The 26,616-nt window shown below is 71.2% G+C and carries 24 protein-coding genes and 1 pseudogene; 14 read left to right on the forward strand and 11 right to left on the reverse strand.

Annotated features, from left to right (window positions below; translation table 11 throughout):
- The 4 genes from mobA to QN357_RS07175 are packed head-to-tail and all read right to left on the reverse strand — an operon-like array spanning nt 1 to nt 3,921.
- Nucleotides 1-735 (reverse strand): molybdenum cofactor guanylyltransferase, encoded by a 735-nt coding sequence (gene mobA / locus QN357_RS07160; protein ID WP_322136007.1) that lies wholly within the window; start codon nt 733-735, stop codon nt 1-3.
- Between the two features lie 8 nt (nt 736-743).
- The gene (gene moaC / locus QN357_RS07165; RefSeq protein ID WP_134448906.1) at nt 744-1,289 is read right to left on the reverse strand and encodes a cyclic pyranopterin monophosphate synthase MoaC; all 546 of its coding nucleotides are present in this window, start codon (nt 1,287-1,289) and stop codon (nt 744-746) included.
- A 14-nt stretch (nt 1,290-1,303) separates the two neighbouring features.
- Nucleotides 1,304-2,647, reverse strand: a complete 1,344-nt coding sequence (gene glp, locus QN357_RS07170; RefSeq protein ID WP_322136006.1) for a gephyrin-like molybdotransferase Glp — start codon at nt 2,645-2,647, stop codon at nt 1,304-1,306.
- A gap of 2 nt (nt 2,648-2,649) precedes the next feature.
- Entirely contained in the window at nt 2,650-3,921 is a 1,272-nt protein-coding gene (locus QN357_RS07175; RefSeq protein ID WP_134561273.1) for a ThiF family adenylyltransferase, read from the reverse strand.
- Nucleotides 3,922-4,137: 216 nt separating this feature from the next.
- On the opposite strand from QN357_RS07175, the gene fdhA reads away from it, so the two are divergent.
- The 5 genes from fdhA (at nt 4,138) to QN357_RS07200 (ending at nt 8,446) form a co-directional block, all read left to right on the forward strand.
- Nucleotides 4,138-5,352, forward strand: coding sequence for a formaldehyde dehydrogenase, glutathione-independent (gene fdhA, locus QN357_RS07180; protein WP_134448909.1), 1,215 nt, complete (start codon nt 4,138-4,140; stop codon nt 5,350-5,352).
- A 109-nt stretch (nt 5,353-5,461) separates the two neighbouring features.
- A complete protein-coding gene (gene moaA, locus QN357_RS07185; protein ID WP_134448910.1) occupies nt 5,462-6,508 on the forward strand; it encodes a GTP 3',8-cyclase MoaA in 1,047 nt (348 codons plus the stop codon).
- 9 nt (nt 6,509-6,517) lie between these two features.
- Nucleotides 6,518-7,465: a formate dehydrogenase accessory sulfurtransferase FdhD gene (gene fdhD, locus QN357_RS07190; protein ID WP_134448911.1), complete on the forward strand. Its 948-nt coding sequence runs from the start codon at nt 6,518-6,520 to the stop codon at nt 7,463-7,465.
- A 58-nt stretch (nt 7,466-7,523) separates the two neighbouring features.
- On the forward strand, nt 7,524-7,982 hold the full coding sequence (locus tag QN357_RS07195; protein WP_134560209.1) for an SRPBCC family protein: 459 nt from the start codon (nt 7,524-7,526) through the stop codon (nt 7,980-7,982).
- Complete coding sequence (locus QN357_RS07200; RefSeq protein ID WP_322136003.1) at nt 7,982-8,446, forward strand: MarR family winged helix-turn-helix transcriptional regulator; 465 nt, start codon at nt 7,982-7,984, stop codon at nt 8,444-8,446. Before QN357_RS07195 ends, QN357_RS07200 begins: the two co-directional genes overlap by 1 nt.
- On the opposite strand, the gene QN357_RS07205 is transcribed toward QN357_RS07200, so the two are convergent.
- Nucleotides 8,443-10,758 carry an FdhF/YdeP family oxidoreductase gene (locus QN357_RS07205; protein ID WP_322141115.1) on the reverse strand — a complete coding sequence of 772 codons (2,316 nt, stop codon included), beginning with the start codon at nt 10,756-10,758 and terminating at the stop codon, nt 8,443-8,445. The two genes, QN357_RS07200 and QN357_RS07205, sit on opposite strands and share 4 nt — an antisense overlap.
- 224 nt (nt 10,759-10,982) lie before the next feature.
- Here QN357_RS07205 and QN357_RS07210 point away from each other — a divergent pair, with 224 nt between their 5' ends.
- Together QN357_RS07210 and QN357_RS07215 are read left to right on the forward strand one after the other, a co-directional pair.
- Nucleotides 10,983-13,367 (forward strand): glycosyltransferase, encoded by a 2,385-nt coding sequence (locus QN357_RS07210; RefSeq protein WP_322136002.1) that lies wholly within the window; start codon nt 10,983-10,985, stop codon nt 13,365-13,367.
- Nucleotides 13,364-14,704: a glycosyltransferase gene (locus QN357_RS07215; protein ID WP_322136001.1), complete on the forward strand. Its 1,341-nt coding sequence runs from the start codon at nt 13,364-13,366 to the stop codon at nt 14,702-14,704. The genes QN357_RS07210 and QN357_RS07215 overlap by 4 nt, the downstream gene beginning before the upstream one ends.
- On the opposite strand, the gene QN357_RS07220 is transcribed toward QN357_RS07215, so the two are convergent.
- From QN357_RS07220 to QN357_RS07230, 3 genes are read right to left on the reverse strand one after another with little or no spacing between them, the layout of a single operon-like run.
- The gene (locus tag QN357_RS07220; RefSeq protein WP_134560217.1) at nt 14,701-15,249 is read right to left on the reverse strand and encodes a DUF2017 family protein; all 549 of its coding nucleotides are present in this window, start codon (nt 15,247-15,249) and stop codon (nt 14,701-14,703) included. The two genes, QN357_RS07215 and QN357_RS07220, sit on opposite strands and share 4 nt — an antisense overlap.
- Nucleotides 15,249-15,533, reverse strand: coding sequence for an ATP-dependent Clp protease adapter ClpS (clpS, locus tag QN357_RS07225; protein WP_241975459.1), 285 nt, complete (start codon nt 15,531-15,533; stop codon nt 15,249-15,251). The genes QN357_RS07220 and clpS overlap by 1 nt, the downstream gene beginning before the upstream one ends.
- A gap of 49 nt (nt 15,534-15,582) precedes the next feature.
- Nucleotides 15,583-16,290: a YoaK family protein gene (locus QN357_RS07230; RefSeq protein ID WP_241975460.1), complete on the reverse strand. Its 708-nt coding sequence runs from the start codon at nt 16,288-16,290 to the stop codon at nt 15,583-15,585.
- 189 nt (nt 16,291-16,479) lie between these two features.
- Between QN357_RS07230 and QN357_RS07235 the strand changes: the two genes are divergently transcribed.
- The 4 genes from QN357_RS07235 to QN357_RS07250 all read left to right on the forward strand — a co-directional run bounded on the left by QN357_RS07235 (nt 16,480) and on the right by QN357_RS07250 (nt 21,810).
- Nucleotides 16,480-17,580, forward strand: a complete 1,101-nt coding sequence (locus QN357_RS07235) for an acetamidase/formamidase family protein (RefSeq protein WP_134561266.1) — start codon at nt 16,480-16,482, stop codon at nt 17,578-17,580.
- Nucleotides 17,573-19,219 (forward strand): AtzH-like domain-containing protein, encoded by a 1,647-nt coding sequence (locus tag QN357_RS07240; RefSeq protein WP_241975461.1) that lies wholly within the window; start codon nt 17,573-17,575, stop codon nt 19,217-19,219. Before QN357_RS07235 ends, QN357_RS07240 begins: the two co-directional genes overlap by 8 nt.
- Nucleotides 19,220-19,294: 75 nt before the next feature.
- Complete coding sequence (locus QN357_RS07245) at nt 19,295-20,533, forward strand: alanine--glyoxylate aminotransferase family protein (protein ID WP_322137323.1); 1,239 nt, start codon at nt 19,295-19,297, stop codon at nt 20,531-20,533.
- Nucleotides 20,530-21,810, forward strand: a complete 1,281-nt coding sequence (locus tag QN357_RS07250; protein ID WP_323504711.1) for an allantoate amidohydrolase — start codon at nt 20,530-20,532, stop codon at nt 21,808-21,810. Before QN357_RS07245 ends, QN357_RS07250 begins: the two co-directional genes overlap by 4 nt.
- A gap of 14 nt (nt 21,811-21,824) precedes the next feature.
- On the opposite strand, the gene QN357_RS07255 is transcribed toward QN357_RS07250, so the two are convergent.
- A complete protein-coding gene (locus QN357_RS07255; protein WP_241987340.1) occupies nt 21,825-22,502 on the reverse strand; it encodes a nucleotidyltransferase family protein in 678 nt (225 codons plus the stop codon).
- A gap of 73 nt (nt 22,503-22,575) precedes the next feature.
- On the opposite strand from QN357_RS07255, the pseudogene uraD reads away from it, so the two are divergent.
- The 3 genes and pseudogenes from uraD to QN357_RS07270 form a co-directional block, all read left to right on the forward strand.
- A pseudogene (gene uraD / locus QN357_RS07260) lies at nt 22,576-23,034 on the forward strand (2-oxo-4-hydroxy-4-carboxy-5-ureidoimidazoline decarboxylase); the annotation flags it as partial.
- A 201-nt stretch (nt 23,035-23,235) separates the two neighbouring features.
- Complete coding sequence (uraH, locus tag QN357_RS07265; protein ID WP_322137322.1) at nt 23,236-23,562, forward strand: hydroxyisourate hydrolase; 327 nt, start codon at nt 23,236-23,238, stop codon at nt 23,560-23,562.
- A gap of 158 nt (nt 23,563-23,720) precedes the next feature.
- Complete coding sequence (locus QN357_RS07270; protein ID WP_134448920.1) at nt 23,721-24,134, forward strand: hypothetical protein; 414 nt, start codon at nt 23,721-23,723, stop codon at nt 24,132-24,134.
- Between the two features lie 38 nt (nt 24,135-24,172).
- On the opposite strand, the gene QN357_RS07275 is transcribed toward QN357_RS07270, so the two are convergent.
- Both QN357_RS07275 and pucL read right to left on the reverse strand, forming a co-directional pair.
- On the reverse strand, nt 24,173-25,639 hold the full coding sequence (locus QN357_RS07275) for an amidohydrolase family protein (protein WP_322135999.1): 1,467 nt from the start codon (nt 25,637-25,639) through the stop codon (nt 24,173-24,175).
- 41 nt (nt 25,640-25,680) lie between these two features.
- Nucleotides 25,681-26,586, reverse strand: coding sequence for a factor-independent urate hydroxylase (gene pucL / locus QN357_RS07280; protein WP_134448922.1), 906 nt, complete (start codon nt 26,584-26,586; stop codon nt 25,681-25,683).
- Nucleotides 26,587-26,616 lie beyond the last annotated feature (30 nt).

The following is a 26,616-nucleotide window of genomic DNA, read 5'->3' on the forward strand; positions in this document are numbered from 1 at the left end:
TCATGGGGCGTCGCTCCTCGGAGGGGTGGTGCTGACCGGGCTGGGTCCCGACAGGAGCGCGGTGCTCCACTCAACATCCTGCCACGTGTCCACGTCGAGGCTGCTTCCCGAGTCGTCACGGACCCCGACGAGCCGAAGCCCGGACAGGAGGGCGCGCATGCTCGCGCCGTTCGCTGCGGGGCCGAGGCGTGCCGCGGCGTCCCGGAGGGTGCTCGCCCGGTAGAGACCGGCGAGCCACTGGGGGTGACCGTCCGGGTCGGACAGGTGCAGGCCGTCCAGGGCGTCTGTGCCGGTGGTGTTCCTGCCTGCGCGGTCAGCGAGGGCCTGGTCGGCGAGGGCTGCGACGAGGGTGCCGGCGGCATCCGCCGCCCAGGGCAGGTCGCACGCGAGGACGAGCAGCCACTCGGCCGGGGCATCGGCCGGGGCGCCGGCTGAGGTTGCGGGTGAGGGTGCCGCGAGGGCCGCGAGGCCGGCGGCGATGCCCGCGACGGGGCCGCCGAACGGGGGATCCTCGAGCGCCCAGAGCACTCCGGCCGCCTCGGGGCCGGCGGCGACCCGTGCTGACGCCGGCCCGACGACGACGACTCGACGGGCGAGGGTCCGAGCGTCGAGCACCCGGGAAAGCAGTGTGCGGCCCGCGACGTCGACGGCGGCCTTGACGGCGCCGCCGAGCCGGCTGCCGCGGCCGCCCGCAAGCACGATCAGGTCGACCTGAGGGGTGAGGGCTTCAGGCATGGGCGGTCCTACTCCGCGGGGCGCAGCCAGTCGCCGGACTTGCCGCCGGTCTTGCTGATCAGGCGGATGTCCCCGATGCTGACGGACTTGTCGAGTCCCTTCACCATGTCGACGACCGCCAGCGCAGCGATCGACACGGCCGTGAGCGCCTCCATCTCGACGCCGGTGCGGTCGGCCGTGCGGATGGTCGCCGCCACCCGCACGCCGGTGTCTTCGATCGTGAGGTCGACAGCGGCGCCGTGCACCCCGATCACATGGGCGAGGGGGAGCAGGTCCGCGCACTTCTTCGCGCCCTGGATGCCCGCGATGCGCGCGACGGCGAGCACATCGCCCTTGGGCGTCGTGCCGTCGCGCAGCGCGGCGACCACGCGGGGCCCGCAGAATACGAAACCCGCGGCGGTCGCGCTGCGCACGGTCGGCTGCTTCTCGGTCACGTCGACCATCCGGGCCTGGCCGGCGGTATTGAGATGCGTGAACGGCTGCCCGGCCTGCGCATTCGGCGCAGCGTGCCCTTCGGGTCTGGCGGCGGCGGTTTCGTCTCGGGCGGAAGTCATACCACCAGCATGACTCATATCACCAGCATGACCGGGAGCAGGTCGCCCTCAGCCACGGTGTCGGACTCCTCCGGAACGATGGCGAGACCCTCGGCCTGGCCGAGTCCCGCGACGAGGTGCGAGCCGGAACCGCCGGAGGTGGCCGGCCACACGAGGGTCTCCTGGCCACGACGCTCGCAGACGACGGGCATGTACTGCTGGCGGCCGCTCGGTGAGCTCCAACCGCGGGCGACGGTCCCCGTGATCGTCGGACGGGTGGTGGTGCCGTGGCCGCCCATGAACAGGAGCGCCGGGCGTACAAAGGCCTCGAACGAGACGAACGCGCTCACCGGGTTGCCGGGCAGGGCGAACACGATCGGGCCGAGCGCGGCGCTTCCGGCGGAGCCTTTCTTCCCGGTGGTGCTGTTGCTGCCGGTGCCGGCTGCGGGCAGGCGGCCGAAGCCCTGCGGCTTGCCGGGCTGCATCCGCACCGGGCCGAACCACACGCCGAGCGGGGCGAGCACCGCCTTGACGACGTCGTACGCTCCCACGCTGACGCCTCCGGAGAGGATGATCGCGTCGACCGTGCCGATGAGGGAGTCGAGCACGGTGCGCAGGGACTCCTCGTTGTCGGGGACCGCCCCGATCCGGTGCACGACGCCGCCGGCCTGGGCCACTGCAGCGGCGAGCAGGTACGAGTTGGAGTCGGGGATCTGGCCTCGCCGCGCGGGGGTGCCGGGCACGATGAGCTCGTCGCCGGTCGAGATCACCGCGACGCGGGGCGCCGGGTGCACGAGCAACTCAGCGCGGCCGGCGCTCGCGGCTGCGGCGATCCGGGTGGGCCAGAGCGTCGTCCCTGCCCGCAGTATGGTGTCGCCGGCTGCGGCGTCGCTGCCGGCCCTGCGAATGTGGGCTGCCGGCTCCGGCACCCTGAGGATGCCGACCCGGTCGATGCCCCGGTCGGTGTCCTCGATCGGCACGACGGCATCCGCCCCGTCGGGGATCGGCGCCCCGGTCATGATCCGGGCGACCTGCCCGGCGTCGATGCGCGGGTTCTGTGCGGTACCGGCGGCGAGGTCGGCGACGACGGGCAGCACGACCGGGCTCATGGGGGTCGCGGCGAGCAGGTCGGCGCGCCGCACGGCGTAGCCGTCCATCGCCGAGTTGTCGAACGGCGGGGTGTCCGTCGCGCTTGTGACGTCCTCGGCAAGGGCGAGCCCGAGCGCGTGTTCGAGCGGGACCCGGACGGGCTCGAGAATGGGCAACTGCCCCAGGATCCAGTCGAGGTGCTCGGCGACCGGGCGGGCGGATGCCGCGTCAGCGTGCCCGCCGCGCCTCGCGTGATCGTGGTTCCCCGCAGCGCCCTCTGCTACTGCCACGGTCAGCTCCGCGCTTCGACGGACCACTCGGGGGACCAGGTCCCCGACCACTGGGTCGACCACTTCTGGCCGAAACCGGGAGCTCCGCCGTCGGCGACGGCGGCGTCCCAGGCGATGATCCCGCCCTCGAGCAGTGTCAGGTCGGTGAAGCCGTCCGCGGCGAGCGCGGCGGCGGCGCTCAGCGCGCGCGGCCCCTGCGCGCAGTGCAGCACGAGGGGAACGTCGCGCGGCAGCGACGCCAGTCCCTCCGGGGTGCGCAGCTGGTCGAGGGGGAGCAGCAGGGAGCCGGGCACCGCACTCTCGGCGTGTTCACCCGGCTCACGCACGTCGAGGACGATGAAGTCGTCCGCCCCGTTCGCGCGCGCGACCAGGCGGGAGACGAGCTCGGCCGCCGACAGTGTCGGCCAGGTCGGCACGGGGGCTTGCATGTTTGCCGTACCGGAGTCGGTCGCGGCAGCCGCGGCGGCCTCCCTGGCGGCCCGGGCGTGCCCTTCCGCGTCTCCGCCTACGAGCGGTACCTCGGTGAACCGCCCGGAGAGGGCGTCGATCACGAGCACCCGCCCGATCAACGGTGCGCCGATGCCGGCGACGAGCTTGATCGCCTCCGTCGCCATCAGCGAACCGACCTGGCCGCAGAGGGCGCCGAGCACGCCGGCCTCCGCGCAACTCGGCACTTCGCCCTCGGCGGGCGGATTCGGGAACAGGTCCCGCAGCTGCACGCCCGCAACGCCGCTCCCTTCGGGCGGGGTGGCCCAGAACACCGAGAGCTGGGCATCGAAGCGCAGCACGGATGCCCAGACGAGCGGCTTCCCCAGTTCGGCGGAGACGTCGTTCACGAGGAACCGGGTCGGGAAATTGTCGGTGCCGTCGATCACGACGTCGTACCCGGAGATGAGCGCGCGGGCATTGCCGTGGTCGAGCCGCTCTGCATGCTGGATGACAATGGTCGCCGGGGCGATGGCCGCGATGGACTCCGCGGCACTCACGACCTTCGACCTGCCGACATCCGCCTGGCCGTGCACGATCTGGCGTTGCAGGTTGCTCGGCTCGACGTCGTCGCCGTCGACGATGCCGATCGTGCCGATCCCGGCCGCCGCCAGGTAGAGCAGGGCCGGGGAGCCGAGGCCGCCCGCGCCGAGCACGAGCACCTTCGCGTTCGCCAGGCGACGCTGGCCGAGCTCGTCGAGCTGCGGCAGGCGGCGTTGACGGGCGGTGCGCACGGATTCGGTCGGGGTGAGCCGGGCGACGGGTTCGACAAGGGGAGGAAGGGCCATGCCCCTTACGCTAGGCGCTCCCGGCGGCCGGCGCATCCGCATCCGCCCAGAGTCTCGGCAACCCCCTTGATATCCCCAGCCGATGGGTGTTTCGTCGAAGACGGCACCACCGAGTAAGCGCCACCCCACAGCGCACCAACTAGCACCACTGCAATCTCGCACGATCGAAACGGCCGTGCACAGAGGATCACTACGCAGAACCTAGGAAGGTATGTAATGACAGGGAACAGAGCAGTTGCCTACAAGAGCCCGGGGCACGTCGAGGTCATCGACATCGACTACCCCACCTTCGAGCTGAAGGACGGGCCCGGCGTCAACCCGGCCAACGTCGGCCGGAAGGTACCGCACGGGGTCATCCTCCGCACGGTCAGCACCAACATCTGCGGCTCGGACCAGCACATGGTCCGTGGACGCACGACAGCCCCGGCCGACCTCGTGCTCGGTCACGAGATCACCGGCGAGGTCGTCGAGACCGGGCCCGATGTCGAGTTCATCAAGGTCGGCGACATCGTGTCGGTCCCGTTCAATATCTCCTGCGGCCGGTGTCGCAACTGCAAGGAGCGCAAGACCGGGATCTGCCTGAACGTCAACCCCGACCGCCCCGGCAGCGCCTACGGCTATGTCGACATGGGCGGCTGGGTCGGCGGCCAGGCCGAGTACGTTCTCGTGCCGTACGCCGACTGGAACCTCCTGAAGTTCCCGGACCGGGACCAGGCCCTCGCGAAGATCATGGACCTGACCATGCTCTCCGACATCTTCCCCACCGGGTTCCACGGGGCGGTGAGCGCCAACGTCGGCGTCGGGTCGACGGTCTACGTCGCCGGTGCCGGACCCGTCGGCCTTGCGGCTGCGGCGTCCGCGCACCTGCTCGGAGCGGCCGCCGTCATCGTCGGCGACCTCAACGAGGAGCGGCTGGCCCAGGCCCGCAGCTTCGGCTGCGAGACGGTCGACCTGCGCAAGGGCGACCCGCAGGACCAGATCGAGCAGATCCTCGGCGTGCCAGAGGTCGACTGCGCCGTTGACGCGGTCGGCTTCGAGGCCCGCGGGCATGGCCAGGCGGCGGGGGAGGAGCGGCCGGCGACGGTGCTCAACTCGCTCATGACCATCACCGCCGCCGGCGGCGCGCTCGGCATCCCCGGGCTCTACGTCACCGGTGACCCGGGCGGGGTCGACGAGGCTGCGAAGGTCGGGTCGCTCTCGATCCGGCTGGGGCTCGGCTGGGCGAAGTCGCTGTCCTTCACCACGGGCCAGTGCCCGGTGATGAAGTACAACCGCAAGCTCATGATGGCGATCCTGCACGACAAGGTGCAGATCGCGAAGGCCGTCAACGCCCAGGCGATCAGCCTCGAGGACGCGCCGCGCGGCTACGCCGAGTTCGACGCCGGCAAGTCCGTGAAATATGTGCTCAACCCGAACGGTTACGTCAAGTAGTGAATCAGTGACGTAAGAGCAACCGTTTCGAACTGATGCCCGGCCGGGGCCGCCCCGGTCGGGCATCCGTGTCGCGGGGCCGTGATGACAGAAGATTAGGGTGGAGCGTATGACCGGAAACCCGACACTCACGGACACCCGAGGCCGGCCGCTGCACGACCTGCGGATCTCGGTCACGGACCGGTGCAACTTCCGGTGCGTGTACTGCATGCCGAAGGAGATCTTCGGCCGCGACTTCGCCTTCATGGAACGCGACGAACTGCTCACCTTCGAGGAGATCACCCGGCTCGCCCGGGTGAGCGTCGCGCACGGGGTCGGCAAGATCCGGCTGACCGGAGGGGAGCCGTTGCTGCGCCGCGGCCTCGAAGACCTCGTCGCCGAGCTTGCGGTACTCCGCACCCCGGACGGACGGCCCATCGACATCGCCCTGACCACCAACGGCTCGGCGCTCGCGGTCAAGGCCCAGGCCCTCAAGGACGCGGGACTTCGCCGGGTCACGGTGTCCCTCGACTCCCTCGACGACGCGACCTTCCGGGCCATGAACGACGTGAACTTCCCGGTCGCGAAGGTCCTGCACGGCATCGACGTCGCCGCGGCCGTCGGGCTCGGCCCGGTCAAGGTCAACATGGTCGTCAAGCGCGGCCAGAACGACGGGGACATCCTCGCCATGGCGCGGCATTTCCAGGGCACGCCGGTCATCCTCCGCTTCATCGAATTCATGGACGTCGGATCGAGCAACGGCTGGGAGATGGGCGCCGTCGTGCCGTCCCGCGAGGTGATCGCCCGGATCGACGCCGAACTGCCGCTGGAGGAGATCGCCCCGAACTACACAGGGGAGACCTCGAGCCGCTGGCGGTACCGGGACGGCAGCGGCGAGATCGGGGTGATCTCGAGCGTGACGCAGTCGTTCTGCTCGACCTGCTCCCGCGCCCGGGTGTCGACGGACGGCAAACTCTTCACCTGCCTGTTCGCGACGGAGGGACACGACCTGCGCGCGCTCCTGCGCGGCGGCGCAACGGACGACGACCTCTCCGCCGCCATGGCCGCGGTCTGGCGAGAGCGGACCGACCGGTATTCGGACCTGCGGAGCGCGAAGACGAGCGAACTGCGGGCATCCGGTAAGAAGAAGATCGAGATGTCGTACATCGGAGGGTGACCAGGAACAATGACACGAATCACGGCACGACGAAAGGTCGTCCGGCTCACGGTCGGCGGCCGGAGGACCAGCCGGGAAGACGTGCTCGCCGTCGAGGAGCCGCTCGAGATCCGCGTGAACGGCACCTCGCTCGCGGTCACGATGCGCACGCCCGGCAACGACTATGACCTGGCCGCGGGCTTCCTGGTCTCCGAGGGCGTGATCAGCCGCGGCGAGCATTTCTTCGCGGCGCGCTACTGCGCCGGCGCCACCGTGGACGGAGAGAACACCTACAACGTTCTCGACGTGAGCCTCGCGCCGGGCGTGGCTGCTCCCGACCCGAGCCTCGAGCGGAACTTCCTCACCACGAGCGCGTGCGGGCTCTGCGGCAAGGCGAACATCGACGCCGTGCGCACGCGGTCGGTCTTCACCGTCTCGGACGACCCTGTGCTCCTCGACGCCGAACGCCTCGTCACTTTCCCGGAGGTGCTCCGGGCCGGCCAGCGGGTATTCGAGAAGACCGGCGGCCTGCACGCTGCCGGGCTCTTCGACGCCGCCACCGGGGAACTGCTCGTGCTGCGCGAGGACGTCGGGCGCCACAACGCCGTCGACAAGGTGATCGGATGGGCGGTCAAGGAGGACCGGCTGCCGCTGCGTGGAACCGTGCTCCAGGTTTCCGGCCGGGCGAGTTTCGAACTCGTCCAGAAGGCGGCGATGGCCGGCATCCCGATGCTGGCCGCGGTCTCCGCGCCGTCCTCCCTCGCGGCGGAACTCGCCGCCGAGGTGGGCATGACCCTGGTCGGCTTCCTGCGCGGCGACTCGATGGTGATCTATGCGGGCGCCGAGCGGATCACCGGCGGTGGCGGTCGCGCAGCGGAAGATTTCGCCGGTGCCGAGGGTGCTGAGGGTGCCGAGGGTGCTGCGAGTGTTGCGAGTTCTGCCCCATCGGCCCTTGCCGGTTCCGCAGCGCCGAATTAGTATGTGCGCATACTAACTGTCCCGCTGCGAGGGGCAGCTTCGGACGAGAGGTCATCTGATGTGGAGAACTGAGTACACGGCAGACACCAGCGCCACACCCGCCGCGGTCTGGGCGGCGTTTCGGGACATCCACACCGGGGTCGCCGCGGCCGCGGGCGGGGACGTCTTCGAGATGGACGGTGCATTCACCGTCGGCACGGAGTTGAGCGTGACGCCGGTCGGGCAGGACACGTTCCGATCCCGCATCATCGAACTGGCCCCGAACGAACGGTATGCCGACGAGACCACATTCGGCGACGTCGTGCTGACGTTCCGGCACGTGTTCACACCGAGTGACGGCGGCACGCGGGTCACCCACGAACTCGTGATCACCGGGCAGGATGCTGACGAGATCGGACCGGGGCTCGGCCCGGAGATCAGTGCGGACTTCCCCGAGGCGATGGCCGGGCTGTTCGCGCTCGCCGAGGCATCCGCTGACCCTGCTGACCCTGCTGACCCTGAAGACCCTGACCACTGATGCCGGACGCCGAGGAGAGCGGGCTCGACAGCGAGTTCGCGTCCGCGGAGGACAGCACGGGGCTGATGCTGTGGCGGGTCACCAACGCCTGGCAGGCGGCCCAGCGGGCGGCGCTCCGGCCGTTCGGCCTAACCCATGTGCAGTTCGTGCTGCTCGCCTCGCTTGCGTGGCTCGACACGGACGGGCCGACCACCCAGCGGGAACTCTCCCGCCACGCCGGAACGGACCCGATGATGACCTCGCAGGTGCTGCGCACCCTGGAACGGAAGGACCTCGTGGAACGGCGGGGTCACCCGACGGATGCCCGGGCGAAGTCCCTCAGGGTGACAGTGGCGGGAGCCGAGCTCGCCCGCCACGCGAACGCGGCCGTGGAAGGCGTCGACCAACGTTTCTTCACCCCGCTCGGCGCCGAGCGGGCGGTCTTCACCGGCATGCTCCGCGTGGTGCTCGGCCCGGCGTCCTAACCGGCCGTCGGGACCGGGGCCTGCTCGTGGGCGATGAAGCGCACCGCCATGGCCTTGTAGCCGGGGGTGTTCGACTCGCGGGCGACGAGTTCGCGGTGCATCAGAGCGTTCGCCTCGGGGAAGTACGCGGCGGCACAGCCGCGCGGGGTCGGGTACACCACGAGCCGGAACTCGTCCGCGCGGCGTTCCTCGCCGCGGAAGGTGCTGATCACGTCGACGAGGTCGCGGTCGTGGAAGCCGAGCTCGACGACGTCGTCCTTGTTGATCAGGATGACCCTGCGCCCGTTCGAGATGCCACGGTACCGGTCGTCGAGGCCGTAGAACGTCGTGTTGTACTGGTCGTGGCTGCGGATGGTCTGCAGGATGAGGTGCCCGGCCGGCGGAGTCAGGTATTCGAGCGGGCTCACCGTGAACCGGGCGCGGCCGATGTCGGTCGCGAAGCTGCGGGTGTCGCGGGGCGGGTTCGGCAGCACGAAGCCGTTCTTCGTCTTCAGCCGGCGGTTGAAGTCGGTGAAGCCGGGGACGACCCGGGAGATGTGGTCGCGGATCAGGTCGTAGTCCTCGCTCATCGCCTTCCAGTCGACGGGGTGTTCGGCGCCGAGGGTCGCGCTCGCCATCCTGGCGACGATGACGGGCTCGGCGAGCAGGTGCTCCGACACGGGATCGAGGCGCCCCTGTGTCGTGCGGACGACCGACATCGAGTCCTCGACGGAGAGCACCTGGCGTCCGCCGGGGTGCTTGTCGTCGGTGTCTGTACGGCCGAGGGTCGGCAGGATCAAGGAGGTGCGCCCGTGCATCACGTGCGAGCGGTTCGGCTTCGTGGAGATGTGGACCGTGAGCCCGACCCGCTGCATCGCGGCCTCGAGCTTCGCGGTGTCCGAGCAGGCGAGGGCGAAGTTGCCGCCGAGGGACACGAACACGTCGACGTCCTCGTTCTCGAAGGCCTCGACCGTCGCGACGGAGTCCAGGCCGTGCGTGCGCGGGCTCACGATCCCGAACTCCGTGTCGAGTGCGGCGAGGAACGCCTCCTTCGGCTTCTCCCAGACGCCCATGGTGCGGTCGCCCTGCACGTTGGAGTGGCCGCGCACCGGGCAGGCGCCCGCGCCCGGCTTGCCGAAGTTGCCCTGCAGCAGCAGCAGGTTGATGATCTCCTTGAGAGTGTTGACCGAGTGCGGCTGCTGGGTCAGCCCGAGCGCCCAGCAGATGATCGTGGCCTTCGAGGTCACGAGCATGCTCGCGACCACACCGATCTGCAGCCGGGACAGCCCGGTCGCCTTCTCGGTCTCCTCCCAGTCGATCTCGCCGCGCGCGGCCCGGTACTCCTCGAGTCCCTGGGTGTTGGCGTCCATGAAGGCCTGGTCGACGACGGAGCCGGGCACGCGCTTCTCCTCCTCGAGGAGCAGGTGGCCGAGGGCCTGGAACAGGGCGAGGTCCCCGCCGACCTTGATCTGCAGGTATTCGTCGGCGAGCGCGGTGCCGTCGCCGATCAGTCCGGAGACGGACTGCGGGTCCCTGAACTTGAACAGCCCGGCCTCGGGGAGGGGGTTGACCGCGACGACCCGTCCACCGTTGTCCTTGCATTCCTTCAGGGCTGACAGCATCCGCGGGTGGTTGGTGCCCGGGTTCTGGCCGACGACGAGGATGAGCTCGGCGTGGTGGATGTCCTCGAGGGAGACGGTGCCCTTGCCGATGCCGATCGTCGCGTTCATCGCCGAGCCGGAGGACTCGTGGCACATGTTCGAGCAGTCCGGCAGGTTGTTCGTGCCGATTGAGCGGGCGAAGAGCTGGTAGAGGAACGCGGACTCGTTCGCGGTGCGGCCGGAGGTGTAGAAGACGGTGCGGTCGGGGGTCGTGGCACGGATCTGCTCGCCGATGAGCTCGAACGCGTCGTTCCAGGAGATCTGCGAGTAGTGCGTGTCACCGGGGCGGATGACGACGGGGTGCGTGATGCGGCCCTGGTTGCCGAGCCAGTACTCGGTCTTCGTCGCGAGCTCGGCGATGGAGTGCTCCGCCCAGAATGCGAGGGTCACCTGGCGCACGGTGCTCTCCTCCGCGACGGCCTTCGCGCCGTTCTCGCAGAATTCGGCCGTCTTGCGGTGACCCTGCGACTCCGGCCAGGCGCAACCGGGGCAGTCTGTCCCGTCGCGCTGGTTGAGCCGGAGCAGGGCCCGGGTGGTGCGGCCGATCCCGGCCTGGGCGACGCCGCGCTCGAGCGCTACGACGACGGCTTCGAGGCCCGCCGCGCTGGTCTCCGGCTTCTTCACGACGAGGGAGTCTTCGTTGATGTCCTGGATCGGGGCGTGACGTGTCATGCCATCCATGATGCTCCTTTTGACTGCGTACCGGCACAACGGCAGCCGTCGCAGGGTCTGAGAACGGCGATGCGTCCTCTCGGGTGATTCCCAGCCCGGAAGGGCGCGCGAACCGGGAAAGTGGCGTTGAATCGACAAGGGGCTTTTGTCCCGGCCCACCGGGCCATTCTCGGCCCACCGGCCGACACCAGCCGCGGCATCGCCGGCAGACAGGGAGTTCGACCATGGGAACGCAGAGCACACTGGATTCGCTCCGGAGCGCGGACTCGATCCTCGCCACGATCATGGCCGCAGACGACCTCACCGTTGCAGCGAGCCGGGACGGCGGCACCAGGGCCGTGCGCCTGCTCGCAGAGGCCGCCGTCGATCCGGCAGACCAGGTCACCGCGATCGCCGCGGTGCACGCCCTCGCCCAGGTCTTCGACGAGACGGCGGACGAGGTCCTCGTCTCCCTCCTCGGGCACGAGCAGCTCTTCCTCCGCGAGCACGCGGCCTGGGCGTTCGGCGCCCGCCTGCCCCGCTTCGACGCGGTCGCGCCCCTGCTCGGGATGGTCATCGACGGCGGTTTCGCCGGGATGATTGCCCAGCGCACCCTCGAGCAATGGAGCGCTGCCGTTGCGGCCCCTGTCGCCCTCGCCGTCGAGGGCGCCCTGCTGGGCGTCACCGAGCCGGGCGCCCGGGCCAGACTGGTCGAAACCATCGGCCAGATCTCGGGGCGCATTCCCGAACGCATGCTGTTCCGCGTCGCCGTCGACCCGGCCGAGGCGACAGAGGTGCGGGCCGCCGCGATCGCCGCGATCGGCGACCGGGGCCTCGCCGATGCCGGTCCCGGCTCCCTCTCGGGCGCCGGCGCGGGTATCGGAACCGGGATCGGAACCGGGATCGGTTCCAACGACACCGGCCTCCGAATCGTCACCGGACTGGCCGCAGGCAGCGGGGTCCTCGCCGAGGTCGCCAGGCTCGCCGTGATCGACCTGACCGTGCCGCGCTACCCGCGGGCACCGTGGAGCAGCGGAACGACCGTCGCCCAGCTCTTCCTGCACGCTGACATCGACGGCGCGCTGACCCGGGTCGGCTCCGGCGACAACGGCGGCATCGCGACCCTGCTGGTCCGGCTCGGGGACGCGCTCGTCTCGGGACAGTCCGGCAGCGGTGCCGGGACTGGTGCCGGTGATGTCGGCCGGGTGCTGACCCTCTCCCGCGGCGGCTTCGCCTCCGCGCTCGACTGCCTGCCCGAGGTCGCGTCTACCCTGTCCGGCCACGCCTTCGCGACGGTTCCCTTCCTCGGCGAGCCCGTCGCCTCCGCCGACGCCTGGTCCCGCCGGATCGCGACCCAGCGCGGCATCCGCCGGGTGCTCCGCGCCGCGGGGCCGGTCGACGCGATCCACCTGCGGATGGCGGACGTGGGCACCCTCGCCGCCTCGACGGTCGCCAGGGAACTCGACATCCCGGTCGTGTTCACCGTCGCGCCGGACCCGCACAGCCTCATCCGCTCGCTCGAGTCCGCCGGTGCCCTCACCCGCGCGACCTTCGGCACGGCCGATGCCGCCGATCACTTCTGGTTCCGCGTCCGGCTCGTGCAGCGCCTCGCAGCGGATGCCGCGCACACGGTGCTCTTCCCCCGGCCAGACCTCGAGCGTGACCTGCGCGAGCTCGTCGGCATCGACGTGACGCAGCACCCGGAACGCCACTCGATCGTCGCCGAGGGCATCGACATCGGCGTGATCGAGGCTTCGCTCGTCGACGCCGGGGCGAGCGAGGGCACGCCGGTCGCGGAGGTCGTGGCCGCAGCGTACGCCGAGCCCGACCTGGCTGCCCCGCCCTCGTCCGTGGTTCCCGCCCAGATGAGCGTCGAGGGTGCCCTCGCCCTCGGCCAGCTCGACGAACTCCTCGCAACCCTCCCGCTGGAGCGCCGCGCACTGCCGCTCGCGATCACCGTCGGCCGGCTGCACCGGGTCAAGGGCATGGCAACCCTCGTCGAAACCTGGGCGGCCGACCCGGCGCTCCAGTCCGCCTGCAACCTCCTGATCGTCGGAGGCGACCTCACGGATCCCACTCCGGACGAAGCCGGCCAGCTCGACAGGATCCACGCCGTCGTGCCGCGCGGCGACGCCGCCTCTGCGGGGCTGCTCCTCGCCGGGCACCGCTCCAACGACACTGTCGCCCGCTGGCTCGCCGCCACCCGCCTCGGCCGCACCGGCCTCGCCGCGGCGAACGGCGTGTACGTCTGCGCGAGCATGAAGGAGGAGTTCGGCATCGCGTTGCTCGAGGCGATGGCCGCGGGGCTCACCGTGGTCGCCCCGAACGGCGGGGGACCGGCCACCTACGTCGAGCAGGGAGTGACCGGGTTCCTTGTCGACACCGGGAACCCGGCAGGCCTCGCCACCGGGGTGCGTGAAGCCCTCGATCTCGCGGCCGGCCCCTTCGGCCCCGAATTCGCCGAGCGCGCCATGGCCATGGTCTCCGGCTCGTTCACGATCCAGGCGATGGCCGCGACCCTCTCCGGGGTGTACCGCGACGTCGCAGAAGCGCACGAGCGCCTCAGGGCGGATGCCGGGAACGGCTACGGCCGGGGACTGGCGTCAAACTGGACGCTGAGCGCCTCATGACCCTGCTCATCATCAGCCCCGACTACGCCTCGCACCTGTTCCCGCTCGCGACCCTCGGCACGGCCTGGCAGACCGCCGGGGAACGGGTCGTCGTCGCGAGCGGCCCCGCGACGGCCGGAATCGTCGCCGAGTTCGGCTTCGAACGGGTGAACCTGCAGCTCGGCCGCGGTTCGAACCCCGGCACCATCCGGGCGGAACAGCAGCCGAGCGGTGAGGACGACGCCCTCCGCGGCTTCTTCGCCGCGACGAGGCTCGGCCTCGTGCCGACTCTGCAGTTCCAGGCCGAGGCACGCAGCAACGACCTGCTCTGGAACCCGGTCGAGATCGCCAGGGAGGTACAGCGCATCGTCGCCGAGGTGCGCCCCGACCAGATCATCGTCGACCACCTGGCCTTCAGCGCCCGCCTCGCGCTCGTGAGCGCCGGCATCCGCCACGCCGACGTCGTGCTCGGGCACCCGAGCGCCCTTCCGGTCGGCACCGAGGTCTATGGCTTCCCGTCCTCCTGGCCCGATGCTTTCGCGCCGGAGCCGGACGACCTCGCCGGGCTTCACAGCACCTGCGAGGCGGTGCGCGACACCTTCACCGCCCAGTGGAACGCCGCCCTGCTCGAACTCGACCCGGCGGCCGAGCCGAGCCGCGACGCCTTCACCGAATCCGGCGACGTGCTGATGCTCAACTATCCGGCCGAACTGCACGCACCGGCCCGGACGGCACTGCTGCCGCAGCACGTCTTCCTCGGTTCCGCGGTGCGCGAGGAGGCCCACGACGCCGAGGTCGAGGCGTGGCTCGCCGACGCCGTCGCGGCCGGCGACGACCGTCCCCTCGTCTACGTGAGCTTCGGGAGCTTCCTCTCGGTGCGCGGCGACGTGCTCGCCCGGGTGGCGGATGCCCTCAGCGGCCTCTCCGTCAGGGTCGCCCTCGCGACGGGGTCGACGGACCCCGTCGAGCTCGGCCGGATCCCCGACGCCTGGCTCGTGCGCGGCTTCCTGCCCCAGGTCGCCCTGCTCGGCGCCGCGGACCTCGCCGTCACCCACGGCGGCAACAACAGCGTGACCGAGGCGATGACCGCGGGAGTACCGCTGCTCGTGCTGCCGTTCTCCACCGACCAGTTTGCCGGGGCCGAGGGCGTCGAGACGAGCGGATTCGGGCTCTCGCTCGCGCCCAACACCGCGACGAGCCTCGAGCTCCGCGCCGCAGTCCTCTCGGTGCTCGGGCTTCCGGCCGGCGACCGCGCGCGTCTCGACGCCCTCAGCGACTCACTGCGGGGCGGCGCGGGCCCGCGTCGGGCTTACGAGGCGCTCACTGCGCTCGAAGCCCTCCCTGTCGCGATCGCCTAGCGGTCGATGGCGTAGACGAGGGACTCCTGGACCATGCCGAGCCACTCGTAGATGCTGCTGAGCAGCGGGGCCTCGTCGGCGTCGAGGTGCTGTTCGCCGTCGGGGGAGATCTGGAGGCGCTCGGCAAGCGTGAGCCGGAGGTCGGTGAGCGTGCGCAGCCAGGACTGCACGCCGACGTCGTCGAGGGCGATCGGCATCGGCGGAACCTCGAAGCGGTCGTCCAGGAAGGGCAGAGACGGTTCGTCGGCGATCTCATCGAGGGGTTCCTCGCCGAGTGAGGCGAGCAGGACGCGGGCGTTCGCGAGCTTGCCGTCGAGGAGATCCCCGGAGGTGAAACGGCGGAACTCTGCCGAGGCTTCGGCGTCGTCAGGGTAGGCGTCCGGCAGCAGGCGTCTCAGCGCGGGATCGGCGCTGGTCCCGAGGGCATGGGTCTCCGCGGCGAGCAGGAGCTCGATCAGCTGGCTCGCGGCGAGCCGGAGCAGCCCGAGCTCGACCGATTCGAAGCTCGCGGACACCGTTCCGGCCGGGTCACGGGTGAAGAGCATCAGGAGTCCTCGCGCGAGAGCGTCGCCCAGAGCCCGAAGCCGTGCATCGCCTCGACGTGGCGCTCCATCGACTCCCGGTTCCCGGTGGAGACAATGGCCTTGCCGGAGTTGTGCACCCGCAGCATCAGGCGTTCGGCCTCCTCGGGGGCGACCCCGAAGTAGCTGCGGAACACGTAGGACACATAGGACATCAGGTTGACCGGGTCGTCCCACACGATGGTGACCCAGGGGCGGTCGAGGGAGACGGCTTCACGCAGGTCCGATTTTTCAGAAGTCTTCGGCACCGGTTAAGCCTCACACGCCGGGGTCATTCCCGCCACCAAGACCGGAAACTCATGCACTCGCTCTGTTTTCCGGCGCATGGTGCGGGCGCCCGGCCGCATGCCCGAGCGACGCGACGACGAGGGTGATCACGGCAGAGAGGGCGACGCCCCAGCCGATGTGCACCGAGAGCAGCAGGGCCCCGACAGCGGCGCCCGCGCAGATCAGCAGGATCGCGGCCACCCGGCGGAACCAGGGCTGGCCCTTTCCGCCGCCGAGCCGCGAGTCGGCGGCCAGTCCCGTGATCGTCGACGTCACGACGACCGTCGTGACGTCCTTGACCCCGATGTGCCGGGCGACCCCGGCCTGGAGTCCCATCATCGCGGCGAGGAGGCTCGTGATCACCAGGTCGAAGGGCTGTGGCGGATGCCCGCCCCCGAGGAACAGGGCGATCGCCAGTCCCGCCATGATCACGCCCTGCACCGCGAACAGCACCGTCGCGTGGGTCGTCCAGCCGATCGCAACGGGCCGCAGCACCCGCCCGCCGACGGCGGCCCCGAGCATGAAGGTGAACAGGGCGAGCAGCGGGCCGAGCACAGGCAGGTTGCTCGCGCCGGCGAGGGCCATCCCGAGGATGACGACGTTCCCCGTCATGTTGCCGGTGAACACCTTGTCGAGCCCGAGGTACCCGACGGCATCCGCCAGGCCGGTGGAGAACGTCAGCGCAAGCATGAGGCCGAGGTGGAGGTTCGCGGGATGGCGGCGGAGCTTCTCGAGCACGGGTGATCCTTCGGGACGGGGACTGCTGCAATTGTTTCCTGGAGGTAAAACTCATGTCGATCGTGTCAACAGTGACCTGAAACGTACCGGCTGGTCGAATGGCACGCAAACGGGAGATAGCCTCGATCGCGAGGCACCAATAGTGTGAAGAACCACGTTCTTGTTTCCGTGTTCCTGGAAGGCGCTCCCATGTCGCACGTCGTATTGCAGCCCGGCATGGGGAGCATCGCGCCCGGGCACTACCTTCCGGCCACCCCCCAGACCGTGCTGTGGGGACGCCTGCCCTGCGCAGCGGATGCCGCGGTGTTCTCGATCGGATCCGGTGACACCGTCACGATCGACACTCTCAGCCACGAGGGACTGCTCGAGGACCAGGGTCGGGACCCGCTCGCCTTCTTCGGCGGCCACGGCATCGCAGCGGGCGATGTGCTGGCGGATGCCGTCGCGCTCGCCGCAAGCAACTACCCGCGGGATGCTGAGGCGGACGGCCCGCACGTCGTGACCGGGCCGATCGAGGTGCGCGGGGCGCTGCCGGGCGACCTGCTCCGGATGACCCTGCTCGAGGCGACTCCCCGGGTGCCGTACGGCGTCATCTCGAGTCGCCACGGTCGCGGGGCGCTCCCCGGCGAGTACCCCGTCGGACCGGGGACGGTCTCCGTGTTCACCGAGGTCGACACCGATCCCGACTTCGGGACGGAAGCCGGGGCGCTCTTCGGCACCCTCCCGCTCGTTCCCGGTGGCGACCGGGTCGTGCGCTTCCCGCTCGACCCGTTCCTCGGCATCATGGGCGTCGGCGTCGCGGGAGACACCCGGCCGCACTCCGTCCCGCCGGGCGCGCACGGCGGCAACCTCGACATCAGCCTGCTCACCGTCGGCAGCGCGCTCTACCTGCCCGTGCAGGTCCCTGGCGCGCTCGCCTACGTCGGCGACCCGCACTTCGCCCAGGGCGATGGCGAGGTGGCGCTGACCGCACTCGAGGCCAGCCTGCGGGTGCGCATCCGCTTCGACGTCATTCCGGCGGTCGAGGCGGCGGCACTCTTCGGCGAACTGACCGGACCGCTCGCCGAGACGGGCGAGTTCCTCGTGCCGACCGGCCTCGACCCCGACCTCGACGAAGCGATGCGGGCCTGTGTGCGCGCCGCGATCGCCCTGCTCGGGGCGCGGTACGGCATGGACCCGACCCTCGCGTACGCCTACCTGAGCGCGGCGACCGACTTCAACATCTCCCAGGTCGTCGACCGTGTCACGGGCGTGCACGCCCGTATCCGGACGGCGGACTTCGGTGCCTGAGCGCACCCTCGCACCCCACCTCGTGCCGACCTCGGTCACGGGCGAGCTGCCGGCCGGCCTGCTCAGCGCATTCGAGGACTACGAGGCCGCGCTCGCCGCCAATGACCTCGGGGCCCTCGCCGGGTTCTTCGTGCCCGGACCGCACACGCTCCGCGGCGACGCCGCCGGCCTGCTCGTCGGGAGTGATGCGATCGCCGGGTTCCGCGCCGGCCGTCCCGGTGTCGTGCGGCGCAGCATCCGCTCGCTGCACGTGCGCGCCATCGGGACAGACCACGCCCTGATCGTGTCGGAGAACGAGCCGTTCGCCGGCGGGGCCGGGCTCGTGACCCAGCTGTGGAGCCGGACAGCCGCGGGCTGGCGGATCGAGACCGCGCAGGTCGCAGCGTCCGCTCCCGCGATCGACCGCAGCATCTGGCGGGTGGCCGGCACGCCGCTCGTCGCCGGCGAGGTCGGCGGGACCCTCGCGGGCGTTCGGGTCGCGGTCAAGGACCTTTTCGACGTGGCCGGGTTCGCGGTCGGGGCGGGGAACCCGGCCTACCTCGAGAGCGCGACACCCGCGACCGCGAGCGCGCCGTCGCTGACCGCACTCCTCCGGGCAGGGGCCAGCGTGATCGGCATCGCGCAGACCGACGAGTTCGCGTACAGCATCGCCGGGGCCAACGTGCATTCGGGCACGCCCCCGAATCCGCGCGTTCCGGGCGGGCTTCCGGGCGGTTCGTCAAGCGGGCCGGCCGCCGCCGTCGCTCTCGGCCAGGCCGACCTCGCCCTCGCCACCGACACCGCAGGGTCGATCAGGGTGCCGGCCTCGTACCAAGGGCTCTGGGGGCTGCGCACGAGCCATGGCGCCGTCAGCCGCGACGGGGTCCTGCCGCTCGCGCCCTCATTCGACACGGTCGGCTGGCTCGCGAGGGGCCCGGAGGTGCTCAGGACCGCCGCAGCGGCCTCGCTCGACACCGACCGGCAGCTGCCGGTGCCCGCCCGGTTCGCCGTGTGCGCCCAGACCGTCTTCGCCGCGGACGAGGGCGTCCAGGCCGCGTTCGTCGACGCGGTCGACCGCCTCGAGAGGAGCGGACACCTGTCCGCGGTCGAGATCATCTCCCTCGACCCGCTCGCCGACCTGTTCGAGACCTTCCGCACCGTGCAGGCGGCCGAGGCCTGGCGGGCCCACGGCGACTGGGTCGACGCCCACCCCGGGACGCTCGGCCCCGACGTGCGCTCCCGTTTCGCGTTCGCCTCCCTCATCGACGAGGACGAAGCCGCCGGGCACCGGATCGACCTCGCCGAGGCCAGGGAACGGCTCGACGCGGCCCTCGACGGCCGGATCCTGCTGCTGCCCTCCGCCTCGTCGACCGCGCCGGCCCGCACCGCGTCAGGGGCCAGGATCGAAGCGATCCGCACCGCGACACTCTCACTGACCTGCCTCGCCGCGATCGGCGGATACCCCGCCGTGTCCCTTCCCGGCCTCTCCGTCGCAGGGGCGCCGCTCGGGCTCAGCCTCCTCGGGCCGCGGCACAGCGACCTCGCGCTGCTCGACCATGCCGCAGGCCTCGCTCAGGGGCTGGCCGCCGGACTCGCGCCGGATGTCGGGACCGGCACGGCGGAGATCGTGGGTAACACCGTGGAAACGCTCCGTGCCTAAGCTGATGATGTGACGTATCCGCTGCAGTCGACCCCCGTTCCGAGCCTTCCGATCAACCCGCCGCAGCGCCTGCTGATGGGGCCGGGGCCGATCAACGCGGATCCCCGGGTGCTGCGCGCCATGTCCGCGCAGCTCGTCGGCCAGTACGACCCGGCGATGACGGGCTACATGACCGAAACGATGGGCCTGTACCGCGACGTATTCCGCACCGGTAATGAACAGACCCTCGTGATCGACGGCACCGCGCGCGCCGGGATCGAGGCCGCCCTCGTCTCGCTGATCCAGCCGGGCGACCGCGTGCTCGTGCCCATCTTCGGGCGCTTCGGGCACCTCCTCCGCGAGATCGCCGAACGCGTCGGCGCCGAGGTGCACGTGCGCGAGGTGCCGTGGGGCACCGTGTTCACGCCCGCCGCGATCGAACAGGCGATCATCGAGACCCGGCCGGCGCTGCTCGCGATCGTGCACGGCGACACCTCGACGACCCTCGCCCAGCCGCTCGACGAGCTCGGCGACATCTGCGCCAGGCACGGCGTGCTCTTCTACACCGACGCGACGGCCTCGCTCGGCGGCAACACCTTCGAAGCGGATGCCTGGGGCCTCGACGCCGTGACCGCCGGCCTGCAGAAGTGCCTCGCCGGGCCATCCGGTTCTGCGCCGGCAACGTTCTCGGCCCGCGCCGTCGACGTGATCGAATCCCGCCGGAGCATCGAGGCCGGGATCCGCGAACCCGGGGACGCGGTGCTGTCCAACCGGATCCGCTCGAACTACTTCGATCTCGCGATGCTCTTCGACTACTGGGGTCCCCGTCGGCTCAACCACCACACCGAGGCGACGACCGCCCTCTACGGCGCCCGGGAGTGCGCGCGCCTCCTGGTCGAGGAGGGGCTGGCGGACGCCGTCGCCCGGCACGGGCTGCACGGCTCGGCGATGCTCGCGGGAGTGCACGGGCTGGGGCTTTCCGTCTTCGGCGACCCGGCCCACCGGATGAACAACGTCGTCGCGGTCGAGATTCCGGACGGCGTCAACGGTGACGCGGTGCGCGGCTCCCTGCTCGAGGACTTCGGCATCGAGATCGGTACCTCCTTCGGTCCGCTGCACGGCAAGGTCTGGCGGATCGGCGTGATGGGCTACAACGCCCGCAAGGACACCGTGCTGACCACCCTTGCGGCGCTCGAACAGGTGCTCCGGCGCGCGGGGGCATCCGTCACGGGCGGCGGGGGAGTCGGCGCGGCCTGGGACCTGTACGCCGACGCGGACCGTGCCGGTGCCGGGGCCTCCGGGGCCGCCGCCGACGCAGCTGCGGTGCTCTCATGACGGCGGCGGTGCCGACGGTGTCGGATGCCGACGCGGCCGTGATCCTCGCCCGGTGCGAGGAACTCGCCCGGCACTCGTCCCTCACCGACGGGATCGAGCGGACCTACCTCTCCGCGGAGCACGCCGCCGTCAACTACCGCGTCGCCGGCTGGATGGCCGCTGCCGGACTCACGACCTGGCAGGATGCCGCTGGCAACCAGTGCGCACGGCTCTCCGGCCGCACCCGCGGGCTTCCGGCCCTGATGTTCGGCTCCCACCTCGACACCGTGCGCGCGGCGGGCCGCTACGACGGCATCCTCGGCGTGCTCGTGGCCATCACGGTCACCGGGCGGATCGCCGCCTCCGGCCGCCCGCTGCCGTTCGCCCTCGAGATCGCCGCATTCGGCGACGAGGAGGGCACCCGCTTCGGCACGACCCTGCTCGGCAGCCGGGCCGTCGCCGGCACCTGGCTCGAGTCCTGGTGGGACCTGCGCGACGCGAGCGGCACGAGCCTCCGCGAGGCATTCGCCGCCTTCGGGCTCGACCCCGCCAAGGTCGGCGACGCCGCCCGCGCCCCACAGGAACTCGTCGGCTACCTCGAGGCCCACATCGAGCAGGGGCCCGTGCTCGAGGAGGAGAACCGCGCCCTCGGCGTCGTGACCGGGATCGCAGGGGCCCGTCGCTTCCTGTTGACGGTCACCGGGTCTGCCGGGCACTCCGGGACCCCGTGGCCCCGCCGCCGCGACGCCCTCGCCGGGGCCGCGGAGTGCATCACCACGATCGAACGCATCGCCCGCGCCGAGGGTCTCACCGCGACCGTCGGCCACCTGAGGGTGTTTCCGGACGCCGTCAACGTCATCCCAGGGAAGGTCGAGTTCAGCTTCGACCTGCGTGCGCCGGACGACGCCGACCGCGACAGGGGCTGGACCCTGATCGAGGCCGCCCTCACCGACATCTGCGCCACACGCGCCCTGCATCTCGACAGCAACCAGGTTCACGAGGCGGCCGCCGTGGCCTGCTCGCCGCGGTTGCGTGCGGCGATTGCGGCGGGCATCCGCTCGACCGAGGGTGGCGCGGAGGCCCCGGCCGAGCCAGCCCCGCGCGAGCTGCCCTCGATCGCCGGTCACGACGCGATGGCGATCGCCGCGATCACCGACGTCGGCATGCTCTTCGTGCGCTGTGCCGGCGGCATCAGTCACCACCCGGACGAGTCGGTCACCTCGGCCGACGTCGCCCTCGCCGTTGACGCCCTCGAGGCCGCCGTCCGAGCCCTCGCCGCAGACTACCCGGCCCGGTAGTCACCTCGCCGCCGTCATGCCTCTGGCACGCCGGGGAGCGTGTCGACGTCGGCGCCCGTCGTGAGGTCGCCGCATTCGACAGGGAGCACGCCGTGGGCGAGCAGATAGGGCCGCGCCCCGGTGTCGCCGGTGAGCTGCGCCCGCAGCGGTTCCCAGTGCGCGCGCCCGATCAGCACCGGATGCCCCGGCCGGCCGCCGAAAACGGCCTGCCTCAGGCTATCCGGGGTCACGCCCGCGTCAGCGTCGAGCACCCGCGCGACCGTTGCGGCGTCGAGGTCGGGGACGTCCACGGGAACGACCGCAACGGCGCCCACGGCTCCGGCGAGACCGAGGACCGTGTCGATCCCCGCGTGCAGTGAGGCCGACAGCCCTTCGGCCCAGTCGGCGGCATGAACGACGACCGTCGCACGGTCGGGGCAGGCAACCGCAGGGGCCGCCGCGTCGATCAGACCCGCCTCGGTAAGCAGAGCGGCGGCCGCGGCACCCTCGGCTCCGAGCACGACGATGACGGGCGAGCAACCTGCCGCGCGGAGCACGCGGACGGTCCGTACGAGCCACGGCACACCGTCGGCCCCGCGCACGAGCGCCTTCGGTTGCCCGAACCGGGAACCGGCCCCCGCTGCCAGCACAAGCCCCGCGACCGGGGCTTTCCCGGCATCCGCCCGGTCGCGCGCTGCGTCTGCATTCACCATGCCCGCCATCGTATGCGCTCTCGCCACGGGCACTCTAGGCTGGACCAGGACGAGGAGAACTGCCATGAAGAGGATGTCGACACCTGAGCTTCGCGAGGCGCTCCTGACCTGCCTGGCCGTACCCCGCTGGGTCGACGAGGTCGCGTCGCAGTCACCGTTCGATTCTGCAGCCGCCCTGCTCGCCGCCGCCCGCACGGCCGCGACACCGCTCAGCCGCAGCGAGATCGACGAAGCGCTGTCCGCGCACCCGCGGATCGGCGAGACCCCGCGGGGAGACTCGCAGGCCGCGCGGTTCTCCCGCAGCGAGCAGTCATCCGCCGACGCCGCAGACTCCACCCTCGCCGCGGCCATCGCCGAGGGCAACCGGGCGTACGAGGAGCGGTTCGGCCGGGTCTTCCTGATCCGCGCAGCCGGCCGGTCGCGCACCGAGATCCTCGCCGAACTGCACCGGCGCCTCGCGCTCGACGACGCCGCCGAGTTGAAGATCGTCGGCACCGAACTGCGCGACATCGCCCTGCTCCGGCTGGCCACGCTCGCCGGAACCGTCGCAGAACGCCTCGCCGCCGAGCGGGCCGCCCGGAACGGCGCCGCCGACTCGCCGGACTCCGAGGGTCTCGTCGCGAGCGTGGTCGCCGACGTCGTCGCCGCGACGGCGGCCGCCGGCACCACGACCGCTCCGGCGACCCCTTCCGCCGCCGCGACCGCCGCCCCGACCGCGACTCCCCGAAGCCGCATCACGACCCACGTCCTCGACGCCGTGTCCGGCCGGCCCGCAGCCGGGGTTCCCGTCGAGCTCGAGCAGAAGCTCGAGACCGGCTGGCACGTGCTCGCGAACGCTGGCACGGATGCCGACGGCCGGGTCTCCATGCTCGGTCCCGTCGATCTCCCCGCCGGTCGGTACCGCCTCACCTTCGACACCGGGCGCTACTTCGCCGGAACCGGCCAGCCGACCCTGTACCCGGAAGTCTCGGTGACCATCGACCTGACCGACCCGGCCGAGCACTATCACGTGCCGCTGTTGCTCAGCCCCTTCGCGTACTCGACGTACCGCGGCAGCTGACCCGAGCGGCTGACCGAGGCGTCTGCCCGCCCCTGACCGGCCACAGTCATCCGGGACGACCGCCGGATGAGAGACTGGCGGGGTCGGTGTCCTCACTCGTTCGCACGTGCGGTGATGCGTGCCGAAGTTCGGCCCGACCAGTGTTTCAGGAGGTGCTCGTGTCCAGGATCCGGGAACGACTGCCGGTCTCACCGGCCAACACCCTCATCGCATGCGCCATACTTATCGGCGCCGTCATCGCTGCGCTTCAGGGCAACGTGGCCGGCGCGTTCGCCCTCCTCGGGGCCGCGGTGTTCTGGGTCGGCGTCGCCCGCTATGCCCGCCGGGCCACCGCACGGGACAGGGACCGGATCGGCACCTTCGAATACCGCGACGCTCGTGACCGGGCACTCGGGAGCCGGGCATTCGCAGGCGTCGGAGTGGTGGCGCTGGCCTGGTCCGGACTCGACGTGATCGGGATGGTCGCGACCGGCCACAACGACGGGACGGCGACCATTCGTTTCCTCGTGCTCATTGCCGCGTTCTCGATCGCGCTCGCGAATGCCCTCGAGAAGGAGCACCCCGAGCCCTGATCGGCGCCGGGAGCTCGGTGCCGCGGGGCGGGGCCGCGCTACTCGGGGGCGAGCACGCGGCGTCCACGCACGAACACTCCCGTGATCGCGGGCTGGCGGAGCGCGAGCAGCAGGGCGAAGAGGGTCTGGTCCGTGGCCATCCGCTCGTCGTCTGCCCGGATGCCACGGTTCAAGACGGTCGCAAGCGGCTCCCAGCGGTCCGGTTCGATGAGCAGGAAGTCGGCGTCCTTGCCCACGTCGAAGTTGCCGAACCTGGCCTCCATGTCGAGGGCGCGGGCGCCGGCAAGGGTGCCGGTGAAGAGCAGCGCGGCGGGGTCGAGCGAGAGACCGGCGTCGCCCGGCTCCGACAGGTGTACCTTGAAGCAGTCGTTGAGCACCCGCGAGATCAGCCACTCGTCGCCGGCGCCGATGTCCGAGCCGATCGCGACGTTCACGCCGAACGAGGTCGTACGCAGCCACGGCATCGTCCCGGAACCGAGGAACTGCTGTGAGGTCGGGCAGTGCGCCACCGAGGTGCCGGTCTCGGCGAGCCTGGCGAGCTCGGCATCCTCGCAGTGCACGGCGTGGGCGAGGATGCTGCGCCGACCGAGCAGGCTCGACCCGCCCCGCTTCGACCCCGGCAGGAACAGCCCGTCGTAGGTGTCGAGGTAGGTGTCGACCCCGTACACCGCCTTCACGGCGTCGATCTCGCCGGTGCCGGGCCGGTTGTTCTCGTTGAGGTGCGAGTGGAAGTACACGCCGCGCTCGCGCGCGTCGTCGTAGAGTTCGCCGAGGCCGGCGAGGGTCTTCGGGGTCACCGAGAGGCTGAACCGGGGCACGACCGCGACCTGCAGCAGCGCCGTCGCGGGGTCGCCGGTGTCGACGGCGTGCCAGCGATCGATCTCGGCCCCGATCAGGTCGAGGGCCTCGGCCTCGCCGGTCAGGAGCGCGCCGGCAGGGCCCGACCCGACGGTCTGCACCCCGCGGCCGCTGACCAGGCGGAGCCCGGCGGCCTGGCTCTCGGCGAAAAGTGCATCCTGGGCGTGCGGGAACGCCGACCCGAAGACGAGGGCGCTCGTGGTGCCGGCCGCGACCCGTCGCCGGGTGAAGTCGCGGGCGATGCGCGCCGCGAACTCGGGGTCGCGCAGCCGGGTTTCGGCGGGGAACACGCAGTTGTCGAGCCACTCGAGCAGCTGGCCGCCGCCGTAGGCGTCGGTCGAGTAGGTCTGCGGGTAGTGCAGGTGGGTGTCGACGAAGCCGGGCAGGATGAACCCGCCGCGGTTGTCCGTCACCGGGTGGTCGCGGAACGCGGCCGGAAGAGCGGCGAATGGCCCGACCCAGGCGATTCTGCCGTCCGCACCGGTGACGAGGGCGCCGTCGGGCAGGGAGACGAGGTGCTCCCGGGCGTCGGCGACCACCGGGGATCCCGCGATGTGGAAGACGTGACCGCGATAGACGTGGGCGGTCGGCGCGGGAACGGCCGACGGATCGGGGGAGGCCGCAGACGCCGGCGCGGGGGTGCTCATCACAGCCATCGTACGGGCGGACCCGCAACGAAAATGACCACCTAGACGAGCCCCGTGTACGAGTCCCAGGCGGATCCTGCGTCCGCGGCGTCGTCGTGCAGCACGGTCGCCTGGATCAGCCCGTACGGGCGGTCGGCCGCGTGGTACACCTCGTTGTCGTTGGCCACGCCGAAGGGGGAGAGGTCGTAGAGGAAGTGGTGCTTGTTCGGGGCGGACAGGCGCACCTCGGCGACCACGGGAAAGGCCTCGAGCACGGCCCGGCCCATCTCGTAGAGGGTCTGCTGCAGGGCCAGGGAGTGCACGGTCGCGAACTGGGTGACGAGCACCTGCTTGATGCCGTCGTAGGTGGCCTCCCAGTCGACATCCGTCGTCGAAAAACGCCAGCCGGCCGTGAGCGAGGTCGCCATCACCCGGTCGGAGGTCGGCTGCAGGAGCGTGTACGGATCCTGCATGAAGCCGGCGAACTCGGAGCCCGTCGACTTGAGGATCACGAGGTCCTTGAGCCCGCCGACCACCCAGGTGCGCCGGTCAGCGCCCCTGCCCTCGACCGTGATCGCCGCCGTGCGCACCTCCTGGCCGCGCCGCACCCAGGTGTGGTCGTGCTCACTGCCGTCGATGAGAACCCGTTGCCAGGCGAACTCCTCGATCTCGACCCTGGCGGTGTGCACGGGCTCGACCGTGTCGACGAAGTGGGCGGCGAGGTCGAGGCCGTAGTTCTCGATCGAGAGCAGCCCCTTCTCTTTCGCGAAGGAGTATGCGGTCTGCTTCTGGGTGTCGGTCGGCAGCACGTTCAGCTGGTCGCCCGCGAGGTGCGCACTGGCGAAGTCGCCGCGGAGCGCGGTCGAGACGCTGATGTCGTGGATCTCGTGCCGGGGGGAGTCGCGGTAGATGCGCACAACCCGGTTTTCCGCTTTTCCGTACCGGTTGGGTCCGAGGATGATCGACATCGGGTGGTGCTCCTTCTGGTGGGTGGGGAA

The sequence above is a fragment of the Cryobacterium sp. RTC2.1 genome, assembly GCF_035018685.1.
Taxonomy (GTDB): Bacteria; Actinomycetota; Actinomycetes; order Actinomycetales; family Microbacteriaceae; genus Cryobacterium; species Cryobacterium glucosi.